The following is a 21739-nucleotide window of genomic DNA, read 5'->3' on the forward strand; positions in this document are numbered from 1 at the left end:
CGCCGAGACTGCCTGAGCACACCGTTAACCTGAACGTGCCTTTATCCGCCTAATCCACCGCGAAAGGACCGACTTGCCGACCACGAGCACGCCGCCGAACCGGCCTTTCCGGTCGGTGCACACCGTGGTGGCGGCGCTCGCGGTGCTCGCCCTGGTGATCACCGGGCTCGGCTGGCACAGCCTCGATTCGCTGCGCAGCAACATCGCCGTCGCGGCGGGCCTGGGATTGGGCGGCGCCGACGACGGTGCTGTGGACATCCTGCTGGTCGGCCTCGACAGCCGCACCGACGCGCACGGGAATCCGCTGAGCGACTCCGAGCGCGCCATGCTGCACGCCGGCGACGAGGTATCCAGCAGCACAGACACGATCATCCTGGTGCGCGTGCCGAACAACGGAAAGTCGGCAACCGCCATCTCCATTCCGCGCGACTCCTACGTGAACGTTCCCGGCATCGGCAACACCAAGATCAACGCCGCCTACGGAGCCACCAAGGAAGCCAAGCGGCTGGAGCTGGTCAAGGAAGGCATACCCGAGGACCAAGCGGAGGAAGAGGCCACGAAGGCGGGGCGTGAGGCGCTGGTGAAGGCGGTCGCCGACCTCACCGGTGTCACCGTCGACCATTACGCCGAGATCGGCCTGCTGGGGTTCGTGCTGCTCACCAACGCGGTCGGTGGCGTCGACGTCTGCCTCAACAACCCCGTCTACGAACCACTCTCGGGCGCGAACTTCCCGGCCGGTGAGCAGACCCTCAACGGCCCACAGGCGCTGAGCTTTGTGCGGCAGCGCCACGACCTACCCCGCGGCGACCTCGACCGCATCGTTCGCCAGCAGGTGTTCATGGCATCGCTCGTGCGAAAGGTGCTCAGCGCCAAGACCTTGAGTGATCCGTCGAAGCTGTCCCAGTTGAGCGACGCCATTTCTCGTTCGGTGGTGCTCGATTCCGATTGGGACATCCTCAATTTCGCCGAGCAACTGCAGGATCTCGCCGGTGGCCAGGTGAAGTTCGAGACCATTCCGGTCGCCGACATCAACGGCGAGACCGACGATGGCGAATCGGTGGTGAAAGTGAACAAGCAGGCCGTGCGGGACTATGTGGCCAGCCTGGCCGACAACTCCGACAGCGCCGCGGCGTCCGTCGACCCCAACTCCGTGACTGTCGACGTGGCCAATGCCACCGACACCGACGGGCTCGCCAGTCGAGTGTCACAGGCACTGACGGACAAGGGCTTCCACGAAGGCACCGTCGGCAACAGCACGGGCCAGTCGGTCTCGCACACCGAGGTGCTCGCCGCGTCCAGCGACGACGCCGGCGCCAAGGCGGTGGCCGACGCGCTCGGTGGCGTCTCCGTCGATGCCGACGGTTCCGTTCCCTCCGGCACTGTGCGCGTGGTGCTGGCGTCCGACTATCACGGACCGGGATCGAGCGACTCGTCGGGCACTTCCGCCGTCGCGGACACGTCCGGCGCCACGCCGGCTCCGCCCGCGCCCCCGATCAGCGCCGGCAAGGGCGGCCCCAAATGCGTGAATTAGGCCCAACTCTCACCGACGCGCTGCTCGAGCCGATCCTCGATCGTGACCCGGCGGGTCCGCGCATCACCTACTACGACGACGCCACCGGCGCACGCGTCGAGTTGTCCGCGCTGACCCTGGCCAACTGGGCGGCCAAGACCGCGAACCTCCTGCGCGACGAGTTCGCACTGACCCCTGGCGCACGGGTTGTCGTGCTGCTGCGCGCGCATTGGCAGACCGCTGCCGTGCTGCTCGGAGCCTGGTGGGCGGGCGTCGAAGTGGTGCTGGAAGCTGATCCCGACGCCGAACTGGCCTTCGTCACCGCCGACCGGATCGACGACGTCGACGGGGTACCCGAGGTGGTGGCGCTGTCGCTGGACCCTATGGGCGGCTCCGTGCACGACCTTCCGGTAGGTGTCACCGACTACGCATCGGCGGTGCGGGTGCACGGCGACCAGTTCGCCGCCCGCAACGCCGGACTGGCGCTCGCTGGGATGGGCGTGTCCGAAGTGCTGGCCGCCGCCCGGGCGTCCGCAGAAGCACAGGGCGTGTCGGCGAGCGACCGTGTGCTTTCGACCGGTGAGTGGGATACCGCGAGTGCGCTGGTCGATCGGTGGCTTGCGGTGCTCGTTGTCGGCGCGTCGTTGGTACAGGTGGTCAACGCCGATCCGGCTCGTCGCGATCACGTGGTGCAGTCCGAGCGGGTGACCGTTCAGCTGCGATCCGGGGCGCAGTAGCCGCCGTCGGCGAGGCCGGCCTCTCGCTCGAATTTGTTGGCGTCCTTGGGATTACGCAGTTCCTCGACGAGGTAGCGCAGCGCGAACCCGAATCCGTAACGCGCCCACTGGTCGGCGTGTACCGCCTCATGTCGCAGCACCGGCTCGGTGACGTTGCAGCGGGTGAGATACGCGCCGCCGAGCGTTGTGCCCGCGCGGCCGAAACCCGTTCGCATGCCGCTGCAGACGTAGATCTGATGGCGGTCATCGAAGGCGATCTGCGCCCGCCACGCCTTGGCATAGCCGAGCGCCAACGCCGTAACGATGCTGGCCTGCCACCGGCCACGTCCGGCAGCACGCAGATGCCGCATGCCCGTCATCCGGTCATGTCGAAGTTCGAAATCACCTTCGTGTGACGTATTCGCACCACGAGTTCGCCCGGCACCCCATTGCGTTTGCCGAACTCTTCGGCGCGGTCGGCCCCCATGTAGCGAGCGCCGATCGCCGTGGCGGTGCGAACCAATTCGGCGGGGTCTTCGGAGATTTCGGCCACGCCCTGTACTTGGACGAAGGCGTACGGCGGCTGCTCGAGGTCCACACATAGGGTCACCCGGTTGTCGCGGCGCAGCGCCTTGCCTTTGGCTGTACTGGCGGCGGTGTTGAAAACCAGCGAATCACCGTCCAGCACAAACCAAATAGGCGCCACCAGGGCGCGACCATCCCGGGCCGTGTAGGCCAGTTTGCCGGTGCGGGTGCCGGCGGCAAGGAATTCGCGTTCGCGATCGTTCACGGATGCCAGGGTACGGGCGTTCGTGCAGTGAGCGTCCAAGCTTTGCGCCGCGGCGACGTGATCCCGCTCGCCGACAGCAAAAAATGGACGCCCAGTGCACCTGCCTCGACTACTTGAGCAGCGCGCGCGACATCACGACGCGCTGAATCTGGTTGGTGCCCTCGTAGATCTGGGTGATCTTGGCGTCGCGCATCATCCGCTCGACCGGGAAGTCGCGGGTGTAGCCCGCGCCGCCGAACAGCTGCACGGCCGACTCGGTGACGTCCATCGCGGTATCGGAGGCCAAGCACTTCGACGCTGCGGAGATGAAGCCGAGCCCCGGCTCACCGCGCTCGGCCTTGGCCGCGGCCGTGTAGACCATCAACCGGGCGGCCTCGACCTTCATGGCCATGTCGGCCAGTTCGAACTGCACGCCCTGGAACTCGGAGATCGACTTGCCGAACTGCTTGCGGTCCTTGGTGTAGGCGACGGCCGCATCGAGCGCACCTTGGGCGATGCCCACAGCCTGCGCGCCCACGGTGGGCCGGGTGTGGTCGAGGGTCTCGAGTGCGGTCTTGAAGCCGGTGCCGGGATCACCGATCATCCGGTCCCCGGGAATGCGGCAGTTCTCGAAGTAGAGTTCCGCGGTCGGCGAGCCCTTGATGCCCAGCTTGCGTTCCTTGGGCCCGACGACAAAGCCCTCGTCGTCCTTGTGCACCATGAACGCCGAGATTCCGTTGGCGCCCTTCTCGGGGTCGGTCACGGCCATGACGGTGTACCAGGTCGACTTACCGCCATTGGTGATCCAGCACTTGGAGCCGTTGAGAATCCAGTCGTCGCCGTCGGCCTTGGCTCGGGTGCGCATGCTGCCGGCGTCGGACCCGGCTTCGCGCTCGGAAAGGGCGTAGGACGCCATGGCGCCGTTGGCGATGTCCGGCAGCACTTTCTGCTTGAGTTCCTCGGAGCCCTTGAGGATCAGCCCCATGGTGCCGAGCTTGTTGACCGCCGGAATTAGCGACGAGGACGCGCACACTCGCGCGACCTCCTCAATCACAATGCAGGTCGCCACCGAGTCCGCGCCCTGGCCGTCATATGCCTCGGGGACGTGCACCGCGTTGAAACCGGAGTTGACGAGCGCCTTCAGCGCCTCTTCCGGGAATCGCTCGTTTTCGTCCACATCGGCGGCGTGCGGTTGGATTTCCTTTTCAGCCAACGACCGAATTGCGGCGCGCAACTCGTCGTGTTCGTCGGAAAGCTTGAAAAGGTCGAAGTCCGGGTTGCCGGCCATCAGGGTCTCCTCGATAAGAAGTTCATGCGGCACTCAGTGCCAAGACGCACTTACTATAGCTGACCCAATTCGCCCATGCAGGGGGTAACTCCGTGTCATGACGCGACACTGAGTGTCATTCATCGAGGGTTGAGCGCAAACTATCGATGATCCGCTCGGGTGCGACGCCGCGCCGAAACACCGCGACGACCACATCGCCATCGGTTGCCGGCGCCGCCGCCGAAAACCGGGAACGCAGCTGCATAAGCTCTGTGCGCAGCTCGTGCGAGGTTGCTGCCGAATCGCCGCGCACCAGGCGGCGCAGCAACAGATTGTGGGTGGCCGTCACGGCGGCCGCGAACTGCACGAGTGTGACATTGTCCACATTCGGCAACTCGGCACGCAGGTAGTCGGTGAACAGCCGCTCGTACCGAAAAATCGTCACGATCTCGCGCTCCCGCAGCACCGGCACCTCGTGCACGATGGCGTATCTGCGACGCGACACTTCACGCCAGTGCGCGAAACCCTCGAACACCATCACGGCCGCTTCGCACACTGCTTCCCACGGGTCGGCATGCGACTCGGACAGATACTCCGCGACTTTGGCCAGCAGGATTTCGTGGTCGGCGAAGACCACGTCTTCCTTGCCGTGAAACTGCCGGAAGAAGGTGCGCCGGGAAATTCCCGCTGCAGCGGCGATCTCGTCGACCGTGGTGGCCTCGTAGCCGTTTTCGGCGAAGAGACGCAGCGCCTCTCCGGCCACGGTGAGCCGGAACCGGGCGGGATCAGCATTCATGGGCAGTCGCGCCTCAACCGAGCAACCGGCGCCGCAGCGCTTCGTCTTTCTCGGCGACCATAGCCTCGAGCCCGGCCTGGAACTTCTCCATTCGGCCGCGGACTTCGGGGTCGGCTGCGCCGATGATCCGGGCGGCCAGCAACCCCGCGTTGCGTGCACCACCGATCGACACCGTGGCCACGGGAACGCCGGCGGGCATCTGCACGATGGACAGCAGCGAGTCCATGCCGTCGAGGTACTTCAGCGGCACCGGCACCCCGATCACCGGCAGTGCCGTCGCCGATGCCACCATCCCCGGCAGGTGCGCGGCTCCCCCGGCTCCGGCGATGATCACCTGCAGCCCGCGCCCGGCGGCGGTGCGCGCGTAGTCGAGCATCTTCTGGGGAGTGCGGTGCGCCGAAACGACACCGACTTCGAAGCGGATATCGAATTCGGCCAAGGCGTGGGCGGCGGCCTCCATGGTGGGCCAGTCGGAGTCGCTGCCCATGATCAGGCCGACGGCAGGAGCGGAGCCTGCGGAACGATCAGAAGACGCAGGAGCGGAGCCTGCGGAGCGACCAGATGACACAGCAGGGTCACTCATGTGGATTCCACCCATCCGTCCACTCGGCGTGCGACATCCAGTGCGCCGCGCGCTCGGCTCGCTCCCGCACCGTCGCCGGGTCGTCGCCAAGAATATTGATGTGGCCGATCTTGCGGGCCGGACGTTCGCCTTTGCCGTAGAGGTGCACCTTGGCGTCGGGCATCCGCGCCATGAGGTGGTGTAGCCGCTCGTCCATCGACATCTTCGGCGCGGCTGGCGCACCGAGGATGTTGGCCATCACCGTCACCAGCGCCAGCGGAGTCGTCTCGCCGAGCGGATAGTCGAGGACCGCCCGCAGATGCTGCTCGAACTGCCCGGTGCGGGCGCCGTCCATGCTCCAGTGCCCGGAGTTGTGCGGGCGCATGGCGAACTCGTTGATCAGCAATTCGCCGTCGACTGTCTCGAACAATTCGCACGCCATCGCGCCCACCACACCGAGGTCCGCCGCCAGCCGCAGTGCCAGTTCCTGTGCTTCTGCGGCCTTTTCTTCGGACAGCTCGGGTGCCGGCGCGATCACAACCGCGCACTGGCCGTTGCGCTGCACGGTTTCCACCACCGGCCAGGCCGCACCCTGCCCGAACGGCGAGCGCGCGACCATGGCGGACAGCTCCCGGCGCAGCGGCACCTTGGTTTCCACCAGCAGTTCGACTCCGCCGGCCAGTTGTTCCTCCACAATTGCCGTGGCGGCGTCGAAATCATCAGGCATCCACACGCCGCGGCCGTCGTAACCGCCGCGGATCGACTTGAGCACTACGGGCCAGCCGTGCTCGGCAGCGAACCTTTCCACGTCGGTGACCGAGGTGACTTCGGCGAACGCGGGGATCGGATCGCCGAGCTCGTCGAGCTTGCGGCGCATCGCCAACTTGTCCTGCGCGAAGACCAGCGCCTCGGGCGGCGGCGCAACGTTGACGCCCTCGGCGACCAACGTCTCGAGATGTTCGGTGGGGACGTGCTCATGGTCGAACGTCAACGCGGCCGCACCCTGGGCGGCCTTGCGCAAAGCGGCGAGGTCGGTGTGTGAGCCGAAAACCACGTCGGCGCTGACCTGCGCCGCGGGGTCCCCGGGGTCGGCGGCCAGCACCCGCAGGCACTGGCCCAGCGCAATCGCGGCTTGATGGGTCATCCGCGCCAACTGACCGCCGCCGACCATGGCCACGATGGGCATCGCTGGCTGTGACCGGTCGGTCGTGACGGGCTCACGCGCGATGGAAGTCCTAGGCTCCGAATGTGTCACAGACATCTATGGTGTCATGTCCAACTGGTCAGCACATTGTTGGCTTTCGTACACTTCACGGTTGTGTCCCTAGTAGACGACGTGGTTCGCCACATTCCGCAGCCATTTCGGGACATTGCTCTCAAACATCATGAGCTGATCAAATTCGCGATAGTTGGCGGGACCACATTCGTCATCGACTCCGTGATCTTTTACGTGTTGAAGCTGTCGGTCCTCGAGTCCAAGCCGGTGACCGCCAAGATCATTTCCGGAATTGTCGCGGTCATCGCTTCGTATGTGCTCAACCGGGAGTGGTCGTTCAAGGATCGCGGTGGTCGCGAGAAGCACCATGAGGCTCTGCTGTTCTTTGCCTTCAGCGGCGTCGGTGTCGTGCTCAGCTTTATTCCGCTGTGGATCTCGAGCTATGTGTTCAACCTGCGAGTCCCGGACGTGAGTCTGACCGTCGAGAACATCGCGGACTTCATCAGCGCCTTCATCATCGGCAATCTGCTGCAGATGGCCTTCCGGTTCTGGGCGTTCCGCCGCTGGGTGTTCCCGGAGGAAATGAACCGCGAGATCGATTCGCTGGAGGCCATCATCGAAGAAGAGCTCGGCCACTCGTAAGGCCTCAGCGCGGTTCCGGCGCGGCGCCGGCCGCTCCGGACTGGCGTGCCGTCGCCAGAAACACCGCGAACAGTGCGGGCTTGCGCCGCTGCAACTCCAGCCGCCCGCCGTCGGCCTCCACCAGCGCGCGGGCCAGCGCCAGACCGACGCCGGTGGAGCCGGCGCCGGAGAATCCGCGGTCGAAGATGTGCGGAGCCAACTCGTCGCTCACCCCCTCACCCTCGTCGGCGACCTCGATGCAAATGGTGGGTTCGCGGTTCTCACCGACTCCGCCCGCACGGGTAAGCCGGACGGACACCGTGCACGTGCCCGCGCCGTGCTGCAGCGCGTTGTCGACCAGGACTGCGACAGCCTCGCGGAGCCGCGACCCGGTCACCGAGGCCCGCAGGTTGTGATCGCCGTTGACGCGCACGGCCCGGCCGGCGTCGGCGAACGGACGCTCCCATTCCTGGATAACGGGCGTGAGTTCGGCCACGATGGAGACCGGTTCGGTGGGCATTGCCCCGTCGGTGCGGGCAGCCCGCACCAGTTCGTCGATCGCCATAGTGAGGCGGTCGACCTGCGCCATCGCCTCCTCGGCCTCGTCGACCACATCTGGATCGGGATGGGCGGACAGCTCGTCGAGCCGCAGCCGGATCGCGGTCAGGCGGCTGCGCAGCTGATGCGACACGTCGCCGACGAGGGCACGTTCGCGCTGCAGGCGCCCGGCGATCTCCACCGTCGCGGAATCCAGCACGTCGGAGACGCGGTCGAGTTCGGCGATGCCGTGCCGGCGTGGGTCTGGCCGGAAGTCGCCCTGGGCTAGTCGGGCCGCACGGGCGGCGACGTCGCGCAGCGGGTCTGCAAGTCGCCGGGCGGTCACCACGGCGACGGCCGTTCCGGCCGCCATCGATGCGAGCACGACCAGCGCGACGGCACCGACCGCCTGGCGCTGCAACGAACGCATTTCGTCAGCCGGTACTTCGATACGAAGCGAGCCGGAGACGCCCATCGACAGCGATTCGACGATCGGGTTGTCGACGTCTTTGGCGCCGAGCACCACCCGCGTGGCGCTGTCGAGTGGCGTCGGATAAACGATGGTGAGCCGCCCGCCGCTGGGGATGAGCAGTCGGACCGAGTTGGTGTCGAGCTGGCCTTCGACGATCCCGTCATCACCCTCTTGGTTGACGACCTCCGAGGCCATCCGACTCAGCCGGGTCTGCAGGTCGGAGCGCGTGATGTCCTCGACCCACAACCACGCCGTGTACATCAGCGGCAAGCCGAGCACGAGCGTGGTGAGTAGTACCACCGCGAGAATCGACAGCAGTATTCGGCGACGCATGGTGGCGGGGCCGGTCAGTCGGTGTTGAACCGGAACCCAACCCCCCGCACAGTCGCGATGCGACGCTCCGCGACGGGGCCTTCGTCCCCGATCTTGCGGCGCAGCCAGGACATGTGCATGTCCAGCGTCTTAGACCCACGCAGTTCGGCGTCGCCCCAGACCTCACGCAGGATGGTCTCCCGGGAGACCACCTGGCCCGCCCGGTCGATCAGCACCTTCAGCAGTTCGTATTCCTTATTGGCCAAGCCGATCTCACGACCATTGATCAACACCCGCCGCGCCGCCGGCTCGAGCCGGATACCGCCGACCTCGACGGCGGAATCCTCCACCCCGCCGCTGCGCCGCAGCAATGCTCGTACACGCGCCATCAACTCGGCGAGGCGAAACGGCTTGCCCACGTAGTCGTCGGCGCCGGCGTCGAGGCCCACGACGAAGTCGACCTCATCGGTGCGCGCGGTGAGCATCAGTACGGCGAGATCGGACTTGTGGGCCCGGACCTGACGGCACACCTCGAGACCATCCATGCCGGGCAGCCCGAGATCCAGGATCAGTAGGTCATGGTTGCCCTCGAGCGCCTGCCGTAGCGCGGCCGGGCCGGTCTGCTCGATGGTCACGGCGTAGCCCTCGCGCCCGAGCGCGCGGGACAGTGGTGCGGCGATGGCCTCGTCGTCCTCGGCCAGGAGTACTGCAGTCATGAGGCGGGTCCCGAGAATTCGATCACGTAATTAGCGTACGTACCTTCAGCGGTAGTCGCCGGTAACTTCCCCGCCGCCACGAGGATCGTCGCCTCGACCCCGGTGCAGATCCATAGCGTCGAACACCTGGTGGTACAGCAGCGCGTGGACCCTTTCCACCCGCGGAATGTCGTCGAATTCGAGCGGATCCTCCGACGACGACCCGATGATCAACGTTCCGGTGCCGAGCATCCGGTCGAACAGGCCGTGCCGAAACTGCACATTGGAAATCCGGCCCATGGGGATGTCGATGCCGGTGTGGGTGAGCACCCCGTGGCGAATCAGCACGCGCCGGTCGGTCACGATGAAATGCGTACTGCGCCAGCGAATCAGGGGCGGCAGACAGCGCCACAGCACGATCGCCAGCCAGGCCACACCGATCACGATGAGGACCACGTTGAGCGCAGTGCCGTCGAGCTTGGCCTGTGCGAGGCCCAGGAGAAATCCGGCAATGGCGGTGGCGAGGATGAACGTCACCGCTGGCCAGAAGAGCATTTTCCAGTGCGGGTGCCGGTGCAGCAGCAATTCCTCGTCGCCGGCGAGCGCGTCCTCTGGGTAACCCATTCGTTCTCCTCTCGGCCAGTTGTCAGGAAACCGTGCGCAGATGGGTGACGTCGCCGGCCGAAACGGGAACGTTTCCCCCCGCGACGTCGATGAGCAGCCGGCCTTGCTCGTCGATGTCGACCGCTGTTCCCACCAGAAATTCGCCGCCGGGCAGGTCGGCGCGCACCGAGGAGCCGAGGCTCGCGCACCGCTGCCGATAGTCGGCCGCGAGTTCGTCTACCGCCCAGCCGGCGTCCTGCCAGCGCGAGATCCGGCTGGCGAAGGAGCGCAGGATGGCGCGCACGAGCGTGGCCCGATCGGTGACTTCGGCGTCGAGCAGTAGCAGCGAGGTGGCGTGCGGCACCGGCAACTCTTCTTCGCGCAGGCTCACATTCAGCCCGAGGCCGACCACCACAACCGGATCCGGGCCCGGTTTGCCCACTTCGGCGAGGATGCCGGCCAGCTTCTTGTCCCCCACGATGATGTCGTTGGGCCACTTCAGCTCCGCGTCCACCTTCGCGACCTCGCGGACCGCGTCGACCACCGCGACGCCGGTGAGCAGCGGCAGCCAGCCGAGTTCTTCCGGTCCGATGCCGACCATGTGCAACAGAATCGACATCGCGATCTGCGACTGCGCGGGGGCTTCCCAGCTGCGGCTGTGGCGGCCCCTGCCCCGCTCCTGAAACTCGGCAATCAGGACACTGCGATCTGCCGCCGGATCGGCCGCGCGCCCAAGCAAATCGGCATTGGTGGAGCCGGTGCGCGACACGACGTCGAGTTGGGTGTAAAAATCCAATCCGCGCCGCAGGTCGGCGGCGCGCAGCGGCGGCCGATTCAGATCGCTGAACATAGAGGACAACCCTACGGCCAGGATGGACAAGTCGACATGGTTGCGGCGCGTCTCAGGTGCGCTTAAGGGTTGACGCCCACAATCAGGCTGGGAGTGCTGTTTTGCATGTAAAGGAATCGGGTCGTCCAACGTGAGTATGTCGGGTTTCACCTCGCCCTGGTGGCTGGCGTTCATCGCGGTCGCGGTCGCGCTCGGGATCGCGTATGTGCTGGTCCAACGCCGCCGACATCGCCACGTGTTGCGCTTCACCAACATGGAGTTGTTGGAGAAGGTGGCGCCCACCCGGCCGAGCCGGGCCCGGCACATTCCGACCGTGCTGGCGCTGCTCGGTGTGATCCTGCTCGCGATCGGACTGGCCGGTCCCACCGCGGACAAGCGCATCCCGCGTAACCGCGCGACCGTGATGCTGGTCATCGACGTGTCGCTGTCCATGAAGGCCACCGACGTCAAGCCGTCGCGGATCGCCGCCGCGCAGGAGGCGGCCAAGCAGTTCGTCGACAGCCTGACACCGGGGATCAACTTGGGCCTGGTGGCGTTCGCCGGGACGGCATCTGTGCTGGTTTCGCCGACCACCAACCGCGCCGAAACCAAGGCCGCGATAGACCATCTGCAGCTGTCCGAACGGACCGCGACCGGCGAGGGCATCTTCACCGCACTGCAGGCCATCGACACGCTCGCCGGGGTCATCGGCGGCGCGGAGGAGCCGCCACCGGCACGCATCGTGATGGAATCCGACGGCAAGCAGACCGTTCCAGAAAGTCTCGACGACCCGCGCGGCGGGTTCACGGCGGCCCGGGCGGCCAAGGCCAAGGGAGTGCCGGTTTCCACCATTTCGTTCGGCACGAGCTGGGGCACTGTCGACATTCCGAACCCCGACGGCGGGTCGGAGCGCGTTCCCGTCCCGGTGGACGACCCGTCGCTGAAGGAAATTGCGCAACTGTCTGGCGGCAGTTTCTTCACCGCCTCCAGCCTCGACGACCTGCACAAGGCCTATTCGTCGCTGCAGGAGCAGATCGGGTTCCAGACCGTTCGCGGCGACGCCAGCCGACCGTGGGTAATTTTGGGCACCCTTTTGATCACCGCAGCGTTCGCGACATCCTTGGCACTACGGCAACGGATTCCGTAGGCGCATGGCTCGCAATTTGGTTCACTCGCCGCCTCTCGCCGTACGCTTGCGGCGGCAGTGGCCCTTTGGTCGGGGGTTCGTGGGTCCGGGATCGGTTGGCCCGGGGAGTGAAAGGGCGGTGAGGCAGTGACCGGCACACCACCCTTCGACAATCAGCGGCCCAACGGTCGCCATGCGCAGCCGACCCGGCGGTCGCGGTTGGAAACGCGGCGAGCCCGCCGCATCCGGCGTCGCCGCTCGGTGATCCGCAATTCCATGCGCGCGCTGACGCTGATGACCGCAATGGTCGTGGTGATCGGCACCGGACTGGCATGGCACCTCTACCACGGCGTGGCGGCCGGGCTGACCCAATCGAAGGCTTTGGCGGGCCAGCCGACGTCGACGGGGGACACCCAGAACCTGTTGATCATGGGTCTCGACAGCCGGCTCGACGAGAAGGGCCAACCGCTGCCGCAGGACATTTACGACGCGCTGCACGCCGGCGACGAGAGCGTCGGCGGCTACAACGCGAACGTGCTGATGCTGCTGCACATCCCGGGCGACGGTTCCCGGGCCACGGCGATCTCCATCCCGCGCGACGACTACGTCGAGTTCGCGGGCTGCACCGGCAGCGACTGCAAGGGCAAGATCAAGGAGGCCTACGGCCGCGCGTTCGAGGCCAAGCGGGAGTCGTTGCAGAACAAGGGCATCACCGATCCGCAGGAACTCGAGCAGCAGTCGCGGGAGGCCGGCCGCAAGGCCGAGATCGCCACGGTGCGCCAATTCCTCGGCGGCGTGCCCATCGACCACTTCCTCGAGGTGACGCTGGTCGCGTTCTTCCAGATCGCCCAGGTCGTCGCCCCGATCGAGGTGTGCCTCAACGAGGACACGTCCGACTCGTATTCGGGCGCCAAATTCCACAAGGGCGTCCAGGAAATCAATGCCCAGCAAGCGGTGGCCTTCGTTCGCCAACGTCGCGACCCAAATACCGACCTGAACTTCACCGACCTCGACCGGGACCGGCGCCAACAGGCGTTCCTAGTTGCGCTCTCGCACAAGCTGCAACAGACCGGCACATTGACCAATGTGAGCAAGCTGCAGTCGATTCTGGACGTCGCCAAGGAGAACATTGCGGTCGACGAGGATCCGGATCTGTCGACGCTGACCAAGACCGCGTCCAATCTGACCGGCGGCAACATCAAGTTCTACACGCTGCCCATCGACCACTTCGGTCAGACCGACGACGGCTCCGACGTCAATATCGTCGACCTGCCGACCATCCACGCGATCGTGAAGAAACTTCTCGCCGACCCCAACGCCCCCGCCGAATCGACGACCACCACGGCTGAGCCCACCACAACCACCGGCCTGCCACCGATTCCCGGCGCGGCCGCGACCGTGTTGAACGTGGTGAACTCCTCGGGCCAGGACGGTTTCGCGGCCGAACTCGAGTCGGCGTTCTCGGATCTCGGCCTGATCCGCGGGAGCGCGTCCACCGGTCAGCTCGAGACGAAGTCGGTGGTCGAGTACGGCCCGGGCGCCGCCGACGCGGCCAAGGAGATCGCCAAGATCGCCGGCGGACTGCCGGTCGAGGCCAACTCGGGCCTCGATTCGCACACGGTGCGGCTGACCATCGGCACCAGCTTCTCGATGCCGTCGCAGCTGAGCAAGACGACCGCGACCAGCACCGCCGCATCGTCGACCTCCTCGGAATCGGATTCGGATTCGACCACGACCTCGGTAACGCCACCACCTGCTGTCGCCGCAACCGGGACCGGCACGCACGCACCGGCACCCACCGACCTCTCGGTCCTCAGCGGCGCCAGCGTGCCGTGCGTGAAGTAGCTGATCACCAGCGCTTTCCTACCCGCGAGTAGCCACCCTCGCGAACGGTGGGCCCGATCGCGGCCGTTACTGTGTGATGTCATGACGAGTGTCCAGCAGCCGGCCACAGCCGCTCCCGATATTCACACCACCGCAGGAAAACTCGAAGACCTGCGCAATCGCCTAGCCGAGGCCGCCCAGCCGATGGGCGAGGCCGCTGTCGACAAGGTGCATGCGAAGGGCAAGCTGACTGCGCGCGAGCGCATTCTGGCGCTGCTGGACGAGGGTTCGTTCGTGGAGATGGACGCGCTGGCGCGCCACCGCAGCGTGAACTTCGGGCTGGGCGAGAATCGTCCGCTCGGTGATGGCGTGGTCACCGGCTTCGGCACCATCGACGGCCGCGACGTCTGCATCTTCAGCCAGGACGTCACCGTCTTCGGCGGCAGCCTCGGTGAGGTGTACGGCGAGAAGATCGTGAAGGTGATGGAGCTGGCCATCAAGACCGGCCGCCCGCTCATCGGCATCAACGAAGGTGCCGGCGCACGCATCCAGGAAGGCGTGGTCTCGCTCGGCCTCTACGGCGAGATCTTCTACCGAAACATCCAGGCCTCCGGCGTGATCCCGCAGATCTCGCTGATCATGGGCGCCGCGGCGGGCGGACACGTCTACTCCCCCGCGCTCACCGACTTCACGATCATGGTCGACCAGACCAGCCAGATGTTCGTCACCGGCCCCGACGTGATCAAGACGGTGACCGGCGAGGACGTCACCATGGAGGACCTCGGCGGCGCGCACACCCACATGGTCAAGTCCGGTGTGGCGCACTACGTGGCCTCCGGTGAGCAGGACGCGCTCGACTATGTGCGCGATCTGCTCAGCTACCTCCCCAGCAACAACCGCGCCGAAGCGCCGCGGTTTCCACCGTCGGACCCGATCCTGGGCGCGATCGAGGACTCGCTCACCGAGGAGGACCTCGAACTCGACACCTTGATCCCCGATTCGCCGAACCAGCCGTACGACATGCACGAAGTGATTCGGCGCATCCTGGACGACGACGAATTCCTCGAGGTGCAGGCCGAGCGTGCGATGAACATCATCGTGGGCTTCGGACGCATCGACGGGCGCAGCGTGGGCATCGTGGCCAACCAGCCCACCCAGTTCGCCGGCTGCCTCGACATCGACGCCTCGGAGAAGGCCGCCCGGTTCGTGCGCACCTGCGACGCGTTCAACATCCCGATCATCACGCTCGTGGACGTCCCCGGCTTCCTGCCCGGCACCGGCCAGGAATACAACGGCATCATCCGTCGCGGCGCCAAACTGCTCTACGCCTACGGTGAGGCCACAGTCGGCAAGATCACCGTGATCACCCGCAAGGCCTACGGCGGCGCGTACGACGTCATGGGGTCCAAGCACCTCGGCGCCGACGTCAACCTGGCCTGGCCGACGGCGCAGATCGCGGTGATGGGCGCCTCCGGCGCGGTGGGCTTCGTGTACCGCAAGCGCCTGCAGGAGGCGGCCGCTGAGGGCGCGGATCTGGACGCGCTGCGGCTGGAGCTGCAGAACGAGTACGAGGACACGCTGGTCAACCCCTACATCGCCGCCGAGCGTGGCTATGTGGACGCGGTGATCCCGCCGTCGCACACTCGCGGGCAGATCGTATCGGCGCTCAAGCTGCTCGAGCGCAAGATGGTGTCGATCCCGCCGAAGAAGCACGGCAACATCCCGCTGTAAACAATGGGCGAATACACGACACTTGACGGAAGGATGTGTGACCGGTGACAGCCACGGCGGAGGAAGATGTGTTGTGTGCGGCTGACATCGAACTCGACCTCCTGTCCTCCTCCGATGCGGAGGCGCCAGTGAGTGCAGCCGACAACGACCCGGTGATCACGGTGCTTCGGGGCAACCCCACTGACGAGGACGTCGCCGTGCTGGCCGTGGTTTTCGCGGCCGCCTCCGGGGCGGCAGCGGACACCGTCGTGGAAAAACCGCGCGATAACTGGGGTGAGCCGAGTTTGCTGCATCGGGGGATCACGCCGTTCACGCCGTACGTCTACGGATATCTGTCCAGCCTGCGGGACTGACCGCTTACATGACCCGGCTTGTTCTCGCGTCGGCCTCGCCGGCGCGGCGCGCGGTGCTGCAGTCTGCGGGAATCACGCCGCTCGTGCGCGTTTCGCACGTCGATGAGGACGCCGTAGCCGCCGCGCTGCCAACCGACTCGGCCCCGGAAACCGTGGTGATCGAGTTGGCCCGCGCCAAGGCCCGCACGGTGGCCTCGGAGCTGACCGCGGATACCGAGCGGGTGTGTCTGCTCAACGGGGACGGCGGCGAGCAGGACGACTTCCTCGGTGCCGCCGGTCTGGACTGCGTGATAGTGGGATGCGATTCGATGCTGCTGATCGACGGCGTTCTGCACGGCAAGCCGGGCAGCACCGACGTGGCCCGGGCGCGCTGGCAAGCCATGGCCGGCCGCAGCGGGGACCTGCTCACCGGTCATTGCGTGATCCGCGTCGACGATGGCCGGATCGCGGCCACCGCGACCGGTTGCAGCACCACGACCGTGCATTTCGCCGAGCCGCGAGACGCCGACCTCGACGCCTATTTGGCTACGGGTGAGCCGCTGCAGGTGGCGGGCGCATTCACCCTCGACGGCCTCGGCGGGTGGTTCGTGGACCGCATCGAGGGCGACCCTTCGAGCGTGATAGGTATCGGTCTGCCGCTGCTGCGCCGTCTGCTCGACGATGTTGGGCTCGGCGTCCACCAGCTGTGGCGCGCGGGCTGACCGATCAGGTGTGCGCCAGTTGCGCGCGCACGCGCGCGACAGCCGGCGACAATGCCTCTTCCGGCTTGGTTGACGCTGCGGCAAGGCTGAGCCGGGCGATGCACACTCCCGGCTCGATAAAGGGCAGCAGTGTGGCATTGACCGCTCCCGGGCTGCTGCTGCGGTCGAGCACTTCGCGCATCAGGCCCAGGTGGACACCGCAGACCACTTCCGAGTGTGTGCGCGCGAGATCCTTGAGCGGGCACGCGGTGATGCGGATGGTCGCTGTACCGGGTGTGTCCTGGTCCTGCGCGGCACGGTCGGGCGCAAAACCGAGGTCGGCGAGGCGGCGGGTGGCGATGTCCTTGGCGTCTTCGAGGGTGGAGATGGTGGCGTCACCGTCGTCGACCTTGGCCGCCCATGCGCGCCCGGCCGTGACTGCCGCCTCGAGGCGCCGCTTGGGGTCGGCGCCGAGTTGATCGGACAGCGCCTGGGCAAGCTCCTGGTAGCCCGCCGAGCGCTGCACCGCGCTGTATCCGATGCGCGGTCGGCCGCGACCGCGCGGGGGCTGCTGAATCTGCTGCACGAGCGATTCTTTGGTCAGCACGTCGAGATGGAAGCGCACCGTGGTGACGTGTTGACCGGTCTCGCGGGCCAGTTGATGCGCGTCGAGCGGTTCACTCGCCCGGCGCAGGATGGCGAGCAATCGTCGCCGCGGCCAAGAGTCCGACATCCTGCACCCCTTGCATTGTGTTGCCGTTTAGCGTTGCCCGGTTACCGGCGTCGTCCAGGCTAATACCAGAAAACCATTACGACACTATTGCCCAATACGGGAGTTTATTCGCCGTTTGTCGTGGCGGGCACCGCGCGATAACGCTGTTCGTAGGCGCGGCGCTCATCCGCCTGGCGGGCATGGTTGCGCTCGTCCACCAGATTCGGGTCAAAACCGTGCAGCGCCAACTGATGTCGGCGCCAGACCTTGTTCAGCGCGATCGAGAAATACACGAAGGGAATAAGAATCGGCACAGTCATTTTTGTGTGCACATACAGCGTCGTCGGCAGCAGCCACATCGGCGCCAGCAACAGAATGCAGGGAATGCTCCACCGCACGATCATTCGCCAGGCGGCACCCGGGCCGGTGAGGTCGCGGCGCACCCACGCCCGCATCGAATTCGGCAATCGCTTGCCGTACCAGTACGGAACGGACTGCAGCAGCGTGGGTTTAGCACGCCCGGCCGTAATTGGATTGGTCATTGTGCGTTCCTTCCCTGTGCTGCGCGCGCCGCTTCGTTGATCCGGATGAGCACGGCGTGCAGTTCTTCGACGTCGGCCCAACTGACGCCGAGTCGCTCGACAACGGTCGGGGGTATATCGAGGGCGCGTTCCCGCAGCGCCGCTCCGGCGGGCGTCAATTCGATGACGAGATTGCGCTCGTCCGAGGGACTGCGCCGGCGGGTGATGTAGCCCGACGATTCGAGCCGTTTGAGCAGCGGCGACAACGTGGGGGAATCCAATTGAATCGCCTCCCCGATCGCCTTGACCGACATCGGCGCCTGCTCCCAGAGCGCGAGCATCACCAGATACTGCGGATGCGTCAGTCCCAACGGTTCCAAAATCGGCCGGTAGACGGAAAGGACCGACCTGTTCGCGACGGCGAGCGCGAAGCAGACCTGCCGTTCCAGCGCGAGCGGATCCGCGACGGCCGGTGCTGTTGCGGTCATTGCCAACCTCCTCGGGAATTGAGCATACATGAATAGTTTGCGCGTTAACTATTACTGCGTGAATCACTGCGGGTGATCTCGGCAACTCCCGATGCGCGTCGGCGCGGCACCGTCAGCCCGCCTATCATCGAGTGCTGCACGCCTCACCAGTGGAGGGAGCTCCTCTTGCCAGTCGCGCCCGATCCGAATCCGGGTTTCGCCAGCTTTTCCAACCCCCGACGCCTCGTCACCACCGAGTGGCTGTCGGCGCACCTCGGCGATCCCGGGGTCAAGATTGTCGAGTCGGACGAAGATGTCCTGCTCTACGACGTCGGCCACATCCCGGGCGCGGTGAAAATCGACTGGCACGTCGATCTCAACGACCCGGTCACCCGCGACTACATCAACGGCGAGCAGTTCGCTGATCTGATGCGCCGCAAGGGGATTCGCCGCGACGACACAGTGGTGATCTACGGCGACAAGAGCAACTGGTGGGCCGCCTACGCGCTGTGGGTGTTCACCCTGTTCGGTCACGACGACGTGCGGTTGCTCGACGGCGGCCGCGACGCCTGGTTCAGCGAGGACCGCGAAACCAGCTTCGACGTGCCCAATCCGGCGCCGACCGACTACCCCGTCGTCGCCCGCGACGACAGCAAGATTCGCGCTTTCAAGGACGATGTACTGGCGGAACTGGGCCAGACACCGCTGGTGGACGTCCGCTCACCACAGGAGTACACCGGCGAGCGCACGCACATGCCCGACTACCCGGAAGAAGGGGCACTGCGCGGCGGACATATCCCGACGGCGGTCAGCATCCCGTGGGCCCGCGCTGCCGCCTCCGACGGACGCTTCCGCTCGCGGACCGAACTCGAGGAGATCTACCGCGACTTCGATCCCGACGGCAAGGTAATCGCCTACTGCCGGATCGGCGAGCGGTCCAGCCACACCTGGTTCGTGCTGACCTACCTGCTTGGCTTCAGCAACGTCCGCAACTACGACGGCTCCTGGACCGAGTGGGGCAACGCCGTCCGGGTGCCGATCGCCAAGGGTGAAGAGCCAGGTTCGGTGTGAGCGCACTTCCGGAGGCACTGCAGTCGATCGTCGACGATTTCGCTGCCGTCGACGGGCAGGACAAGCTGCAGTTGCTCCTGGAGTTCAGCCGGGAACTGCCGCCGTTGCCGGCGGAGCTCGAAACCGCGGCCATGGAGCCGGTCCCCGAATGCCAGTCGCCGCTGTTCCTGTCGGTCGATGCGAACGATCGGACCGCCGTGAAGCTGCACTTCAGCGCGCCTCCGGAGGCACCGACCACGCGCGGCTTCGCATCGATACTGGCGCAAGGTCTCGACGGGCTCAGCGCCGAGGAGATCCTCGGCGTTCCAGATGACTTCTACACGGCGTTGGGCCTGGCGGATGCGGTGAGTCCGCTGCGTCTTCGCGGCATGTCCGCAATGCTGACCCGTATCAAGCGACATTTGCGGTAGGGAAATCTACTGGCGGGTAGCCCCATCCGGTTTTTAGCCGGCTCAACCGCCTGCATACACTCCGAAAGAAACGAGTGCACGGGTAGTACGACCCAGCGCGAACCACAGGAGGCTCGGTTGCCCAATCACGCCAGCGCGCAGATCACCAAGGTCCTGGTAGCAAACCGCGGCGAAATCGCCGTCCGGGTGATTCGGGCCGCGCGCGACGCCGGTTTAGGCAGTGTCGCTGTTTACGCGGAACCGGACGCAGATGCGCCGTTCGTACAGCTTGCCGACGAGGCCTTTGCCCTGGGCGGTCAGACGTCGGCCGAGTCTTACCTCGTGTTCGACAAGATCCTGGACGCCGCCCGCAAGTCCGGCGCTGACGCCATCCACCCCGGTTACGGATTCCTGTCGGAGAACGCCGACTTCGCCCAAGCGGTGCTCGACGCGGGCTTGATCTGGATCGGTCCGTCGCCGCAGTCGATTCGCGACCTCGGCGACAAGGTGACCGCACGGCACATCGCCGAGCGCGCCAACGCGCCGATGGCCGCCGGCACCAAGGATCCGGTCAAAAACGCCGACGAGGTGGTCGAGTTCGCCAAGAAGTACGGCGTGCCGGTGGCGATCAAGGCCGCGTTCGGCGGTGGTGGCCGCGGCATGAAGGTCGCGCACAGCATCGAAGAGATCCCGGAACTGTACGAGTCGGCCGTGCGCGAGGCCACCGCAGCGTTCGGCCGCGGCGAATGCTTCGTTGAGCAGTATCTGGACAAGGCGCGCCACGTCGAGGCGCAGGTGATCGCGGACATGCATGGCAACGTCGTGGTCGCCGGCACCCGCGACTGTTCGCTGCAGCGCCGCTTCCAGAAGCTGGTCGAGGAGGCGCCCGCGCCGTTCCTCACCGACGAGCAGCGCCGCAAGATTCACGAGTCCGCCAAGGCGATCTGCCGCGAGGCCCACTACTACGGCGCCGGCACGGTGGAGTATCTCGTCCAGGGCGACACCGTCTCGTTCCTCGAGGTGAACACCCGCCTGCAGGTCGAGCACCCCGTCACCGAGGAGACCTCCGGGATCGACCTCGTTCGCCAGCAATTCCGCATCGCCAACGGCGAGGAGCTGTCCATCAAGGAGGACCCGACGCCGCGCGGGCACTCGATCGAGTTCCGCATCAACGGTGAGGATGCGGGCCGCAACTTCCTCCCCGCGCCTGGCCCGATCACCGTGTACAAGGAGCCGACCGGTCCAGGCGTGCGCGTCGACTCCGGCGTTGTGCAGGGCAGCGTCATCGGCGGACAGTTCGACTCGATGCTGGCCAAGCTCATCGTCACCGGTGAGAACCGCCAGCAGGCGCTGGAGCGGGCCCGCCGCGCCCTGGCCGAGTACGAGGTCGAAGGTCTGGCCACGGTCCTCCCGTTCGACCGCATGATCGTCGAGCACCCGGCGTTTATCGGTGACGGGACGAAGTTCGACGTTTACACCCGCTGGATCGAAACCGAGTGGGAAAACAACATCGAGCCGTACACCGGCGCCGAGGCTATCGAAGACGGCGAGGCGACCCCACGCCAGAAGGTGGTCGTCGAGGTCGGCGGCCGTCGGGTCGAGGTGTCGCTTCCGGGCCAGTTCACCGTGGGCACCGCGGCCGTCGGATCCAACGGCGCCGTGCGCAAGAAGCCCAAGCCGCGCAAGCGCGGTGGCGCTGGTGGCGGTGCCGCATCGGGCGATGCCGTGACGGCGCCGATGCAGGGCACCGTGGTGAAGGTAGCCGTTGAGGAGGGCCAGGAAGTGGCCGCCGGCGACCTGATCGCCGTGCTCGAGGCCATGAAGATGGAGAACCCCGTCAACGCGCACAAGGCCGGCATCGTGACCGGGCTCGCGGTGGAGCCGGGTGCCGCGATCACTCAGGGCACCGTGCTCGCCGAGCTGAAGTAACTGCTGATCCACCCAACCGCCCGTCGCGAGT

Annotated in this window: 23 protein-coding genes and 1 pseudogene; 11 read left to right on the forward strand and 13 right to left on the reverse strand. The window is 66.3% G+C overall.

From position 1 onward, the window contains the following. Positions 1 to 127 precede the first annotated feature (127 nt). On the forward strand, positions 128 to 1531 hold the full coding sequence (locus FOS14_RS15430) for an LCP family protein (RefSeq protein ID WP_143771735.1): 1404 nt from the start codon (positions 128 to 130) through the stop codon (positions 1529 to 1531). Next, a complete protein-coding gene (locus FOS14_RS15435) occupies positions 1519 to 2247 on the forward strand; it encodes a TIGR03089 family protein (RefSeq protein ID WP_143771692.1) in 729 nt (242 codons plus the stop codon). The genes FOS14_RS15430 and FOS14_RS15435 overlap by 13 nt, the downstream gene beginning before the upstream one ends. Here FOS14_RS15435 and FOS14_RS15440 read toward each other — a convergent pair. The 6 genes from FOS14_RS15440 to FOS14_RS15465 all read right to left on the reverse strand — a co-directional run bounded on the left by FOS14_RS15440 (position 2223) and on the right by FOS14_RS15465 (position 6848). Beyond that, a complete protein-coding gene (locus FOS14_RS15440) occupies positions 2223 to 2606 on the reverse strand; it encodes a hypothetical protein (protein ID WP_185981788.1) in 384 nt (127 codons plus the stop codon). The two genes, FOS14_RS15435 and FOS14_RS15440, sit on opposite strands and share 25 nt — an antisense overlap. Further along, a complete protein-coding gene (locus tag FOS14_RS15445; protein ID WP_143771737.1) occupies positions 2603 to 3025 on the reverse strand; it encodes a PPOX class F420-dependent oxidoreductase in 423 nt (140 codons plus the stop codon). The genes FOS14_RS15440 and FOS14_RS15445 overlap by 4 nt, the downstream gene beginning before the upstream one ends. 100 nt (positions 3026 to 3125) lie before the next feature. Next, entirely contained in the window at positions 3126 to 4283 is a 1158-nt protein-coding gene (locus FOS14_RS15450) for an acyl-CoA dehydrogenase (protein WP_143771693.1), read from the reverse strand. Between the two features lie 115 nt (positions 4284 to 4398). Beyond that, positions 4399 to 5058 carry a TetR family transcriptional regulator gene (locus FOS14_RS15455; protein ID WP_143771694.1) on the reverse strand — a complete coding sequence of 220 codons (660 nt, stop codon included), beginning with the start codon at positions 5056 to 5058 and terminating at the stop codon, positions 4399 to 4401. A gap of 13 nt (positions 5059 to 5071) precedes the next feature. After that, positions 5072 to 5545: a 5-(carboxyamino)imidazole ribonucleotide mutase gene (gene purE / locus FOS14_RS15460; protein ID WP_255450367.1), complete on the reverse strand. Its 474-nt coding sequence runs from the start codon at positions 5543 to 5545 to the stop codon at positions 5072 to 5074. A gap of 88 nt (positions 5546 to 5633) precedes the next feature. After that, positions 5634 to 6848 carry a 5-(carboxyamino)imidazole ribonucleotide synthase gene (locus FOS14_RS15465; protein ID WP_255450368.1) on the reverse strand — a complete coding sequence of 405 codons (1215 nt, stop codon included), beginning with the start codon at positions 6846 to 6848 and terminating at the stop codon, positions 5634 to 5636. Positions 6849 to 6938: 90 nt separating this feature from the next. Between FOS14_RS15465 and FOS14_RS15470 the strand changes: the two are divergent. Continuing rightward, positions 6939 to 7463: pseudogene (locus FOS14_RS15470) on the forward strand (GtrA family protein); the annotation flags it as partial. A gap of 19 nt (positions 7464 to 7482) precedes the next feature. On the opposite strand, the gene FOS14_RS15475 reads toward FOS14_RS15470, so the two are convergent. From FOS14_RS15475 to FOS14_RS15490, 4 genes are read right to left on the reverse strand one after another with little or no spacing between them, the layout of a single operon-like run. After that, positions 7483 to 8799, reverse strand: coding sequence for a HAMP domain-containing sensor histidine kinase (locus FOS14_RS15475; protein ID WP_143771698.1), 1317 nt, complete (start codon positions 8797 to 8799; stop codon positions 7483 to 7485). 14 nt (positions 8800 to 8813) lie between these two features. Next, complete coding sequence (locus FOS14_RS15480) at positions 8814 to 9494, reverse strand: response regulator transcription factor (RefSeq protein ID WP_143771699.1); 681 nt, start codon at positions 9492 to 9494, stop codon at positions 8814 to 8816. 45 nt (positions 9495 to 9539) lie between these two features. Further along, positions 9540 to 10097 (reverse strand): PH domain-containing protein, encoded by a 558-nt coding sequence (locus tag FOS14_RS15485; protein ID WP_143771700.1) that lies wholly within the window; start codon positions 10095 to 10097, stop codon positions 9540 to 9542. A gap of 22 nt (positions 10098 to 10119) precedes the next feature. Further along, a complete protein-coding gene (locus FOS14_RS15490) occupies positions 10120 to 10926 on the reverse strand; it encodes a biotin--[acetyl-CoA-carboxylase] ligase (protein ID WP_143771701.1) in 807 nt (268 codons plus the stop codon). A gap of 130 nt (positions 10927 to 11056) precedes the next feature. Here FOS14_RS15490 and FOS14_RS15495 point away from each other — a divergent pair, with 130 nt between their 5' ends. The 5 genes from FOS14_RS15495 (at position 11057) to FOS14_RS15515 (ending at position 16640) form a co-directional block, all read left to right on the forward strand. Then, positions 11057 to 12052: a VWA domain-containing protein gene (locus FOS14_RS15495; RefSeq protein ID WP_143771702.1), complete on the forward strand. Its 996-nt coding sequence runs from the start codon at positions 11057 to 11059 to the stop codon at positions 12050 to 12052. A 126-nt stretch (positions 12053 to 12178) separates the two neighbouring features. Beyond that, on the forward strand, positions 12179 to 13876 hold the full coding sequence (locus tag FOS14_RS15500; protein WP_370512238.1) for an LCP family protein: 1698 nt from the start codon (positions 12179 to 12181) through the stop codon (positions 13874 to 13876). A gap of 81 nt (positions 13877 to 13957) precedes the next feature. Continuing rightward, the gene (locus FOS14_RS15505; RefSeq protein ID WP_143771703.1) at positions 13958 to 15586 is read left to right on the forward strand and encodes an acyl-CoA carboxylase subunit beta; all 1629 of its coding nucleotides are present in this window, start codon (positions 13958 to 13960) and stop codon (positions 15584 to 15586) included. 44 nt (positions 15587 to 15630) lie between these two features. Then, a complete protein-coding gene (locus tag FOS14_RS15510) occupies positions 15631 to 15939 on the forward strand; it encodes an acyl-CoA carboxylase epsilon subunit (RefSeq protein ID WP_143771704.1) in 309 nt (102 codons plus the stop codon). Positions 15940 to 15947: 8 nt separating this feature from the next. Continuing rightward, positions 15948 to 16640 carry a nucleoside triphosphate pyrophosphatase gene (locus FOS14_RS15515; protein ID WP_143771739.1) on the forward strand — a complete coding sequence of 231 codons (693 nt, stop codon included), beginning with the start codon at positions 15948 to 15950 and terminating at the stop codon, positions 16638 to 16640. A 4-nt stretch (positions 16641 to 16644) separates the two neighbouring features. Here the strand turns inward: FOS14_RS15515 and FOS14_RS15520 are convergent, their stop codons facing one another. The 3 genes from FOS14_RS15520 to FOS14_RS15530 form a co-directional block, all read right to left on the reverse strand. Further along, entirely contained in the window at positions 16645 to 17352 is a 708-nt protein-coding gene (locus tag FOS14_RS15520; protein WP_255450357.1) for a metalloregulator ArsR/SmtB family transcription factor, read from the reverse strand. Positions 17353 to 17456: 104 nt separating this feature from the next. Then, on the reverse strand, positions 17457 to 17873 hold the full coding sequence (locus tag FOS14_RS15525; RefSeq protein WP_143771705.1) for a DUF5313 domain-containing protein: 417 nt from the start codon (positions 17871 to 17873) through the stop codon (positions 17457 to 17459). Beyond that, positions 17870 to 18340, reverse strand: coding sequence for a MarR family winged helix-turn-helix transcriptional regulator (locus FOS14_RS15530; protein WP_143771706.1), 471 nt, complete (start codon positions 18338 to 18340; stop codon positions 17870 to 17872). Before FOS14_RS15530 ends, FOS14_RS15525 begins: the two co-directional genes overlap by 4 nt. Positions 18341 to 18505: 165 nt before the next feature. Between FOS14_RS15530 and FOS14_RS15535 the strand changes: the two genes are divergently transcribed. From FOS14_RS15535 to FOS14_RS15545, 3 genes are all read left to right on the forward strand, one after another. After that, on the forward strand, positions 18506 to 19390 hold the full coding sequence (locus FOS14_RS15535; protein WP_143771707.1) for a sulfurtransferase: 885 nt from the start codon (positions 18506 to 18508) through the stop codon (positions 19388 to 19390). Then, a complete protein-coding gene (locus tag FOS14_RS15540; RefSeq protein ID WP_143771708.1) occupies positions 19387 to 19800 on the forward strand; it encodes a SufE family protein in 414 nt (137 codons plus the stop codon). Before FOS14_RS15535 ends, FOS14_RS15540 begins: the two co-directional genes overlap by 4 nt. A 117-nt stretch (positions 19801 to 19917) precedes the next feature. Then, positions 19918 to 21708: an acetyl/propionyl/methylcrotonyl-CoA carboxylase subunit alpha gene (locus FOS14_RS15545; RefSeq protein WP_143771709.1), complete on the forward strand. Its 1791-nt coding sequence runs from the start codon at positions 19918 to 19920 to the stop codon at positions 21706 to 21708. Positions 21709 to 21739: the final 31 nt, after the last annotated feature.

The organism is Skermania sp. ID1734 (assembly GCF_007489285.1).
GTDB lineage: Bacteria > Actinomycetota > Actinomycetes > Mycobacteriales > Mycobacteriaceae > ID1734.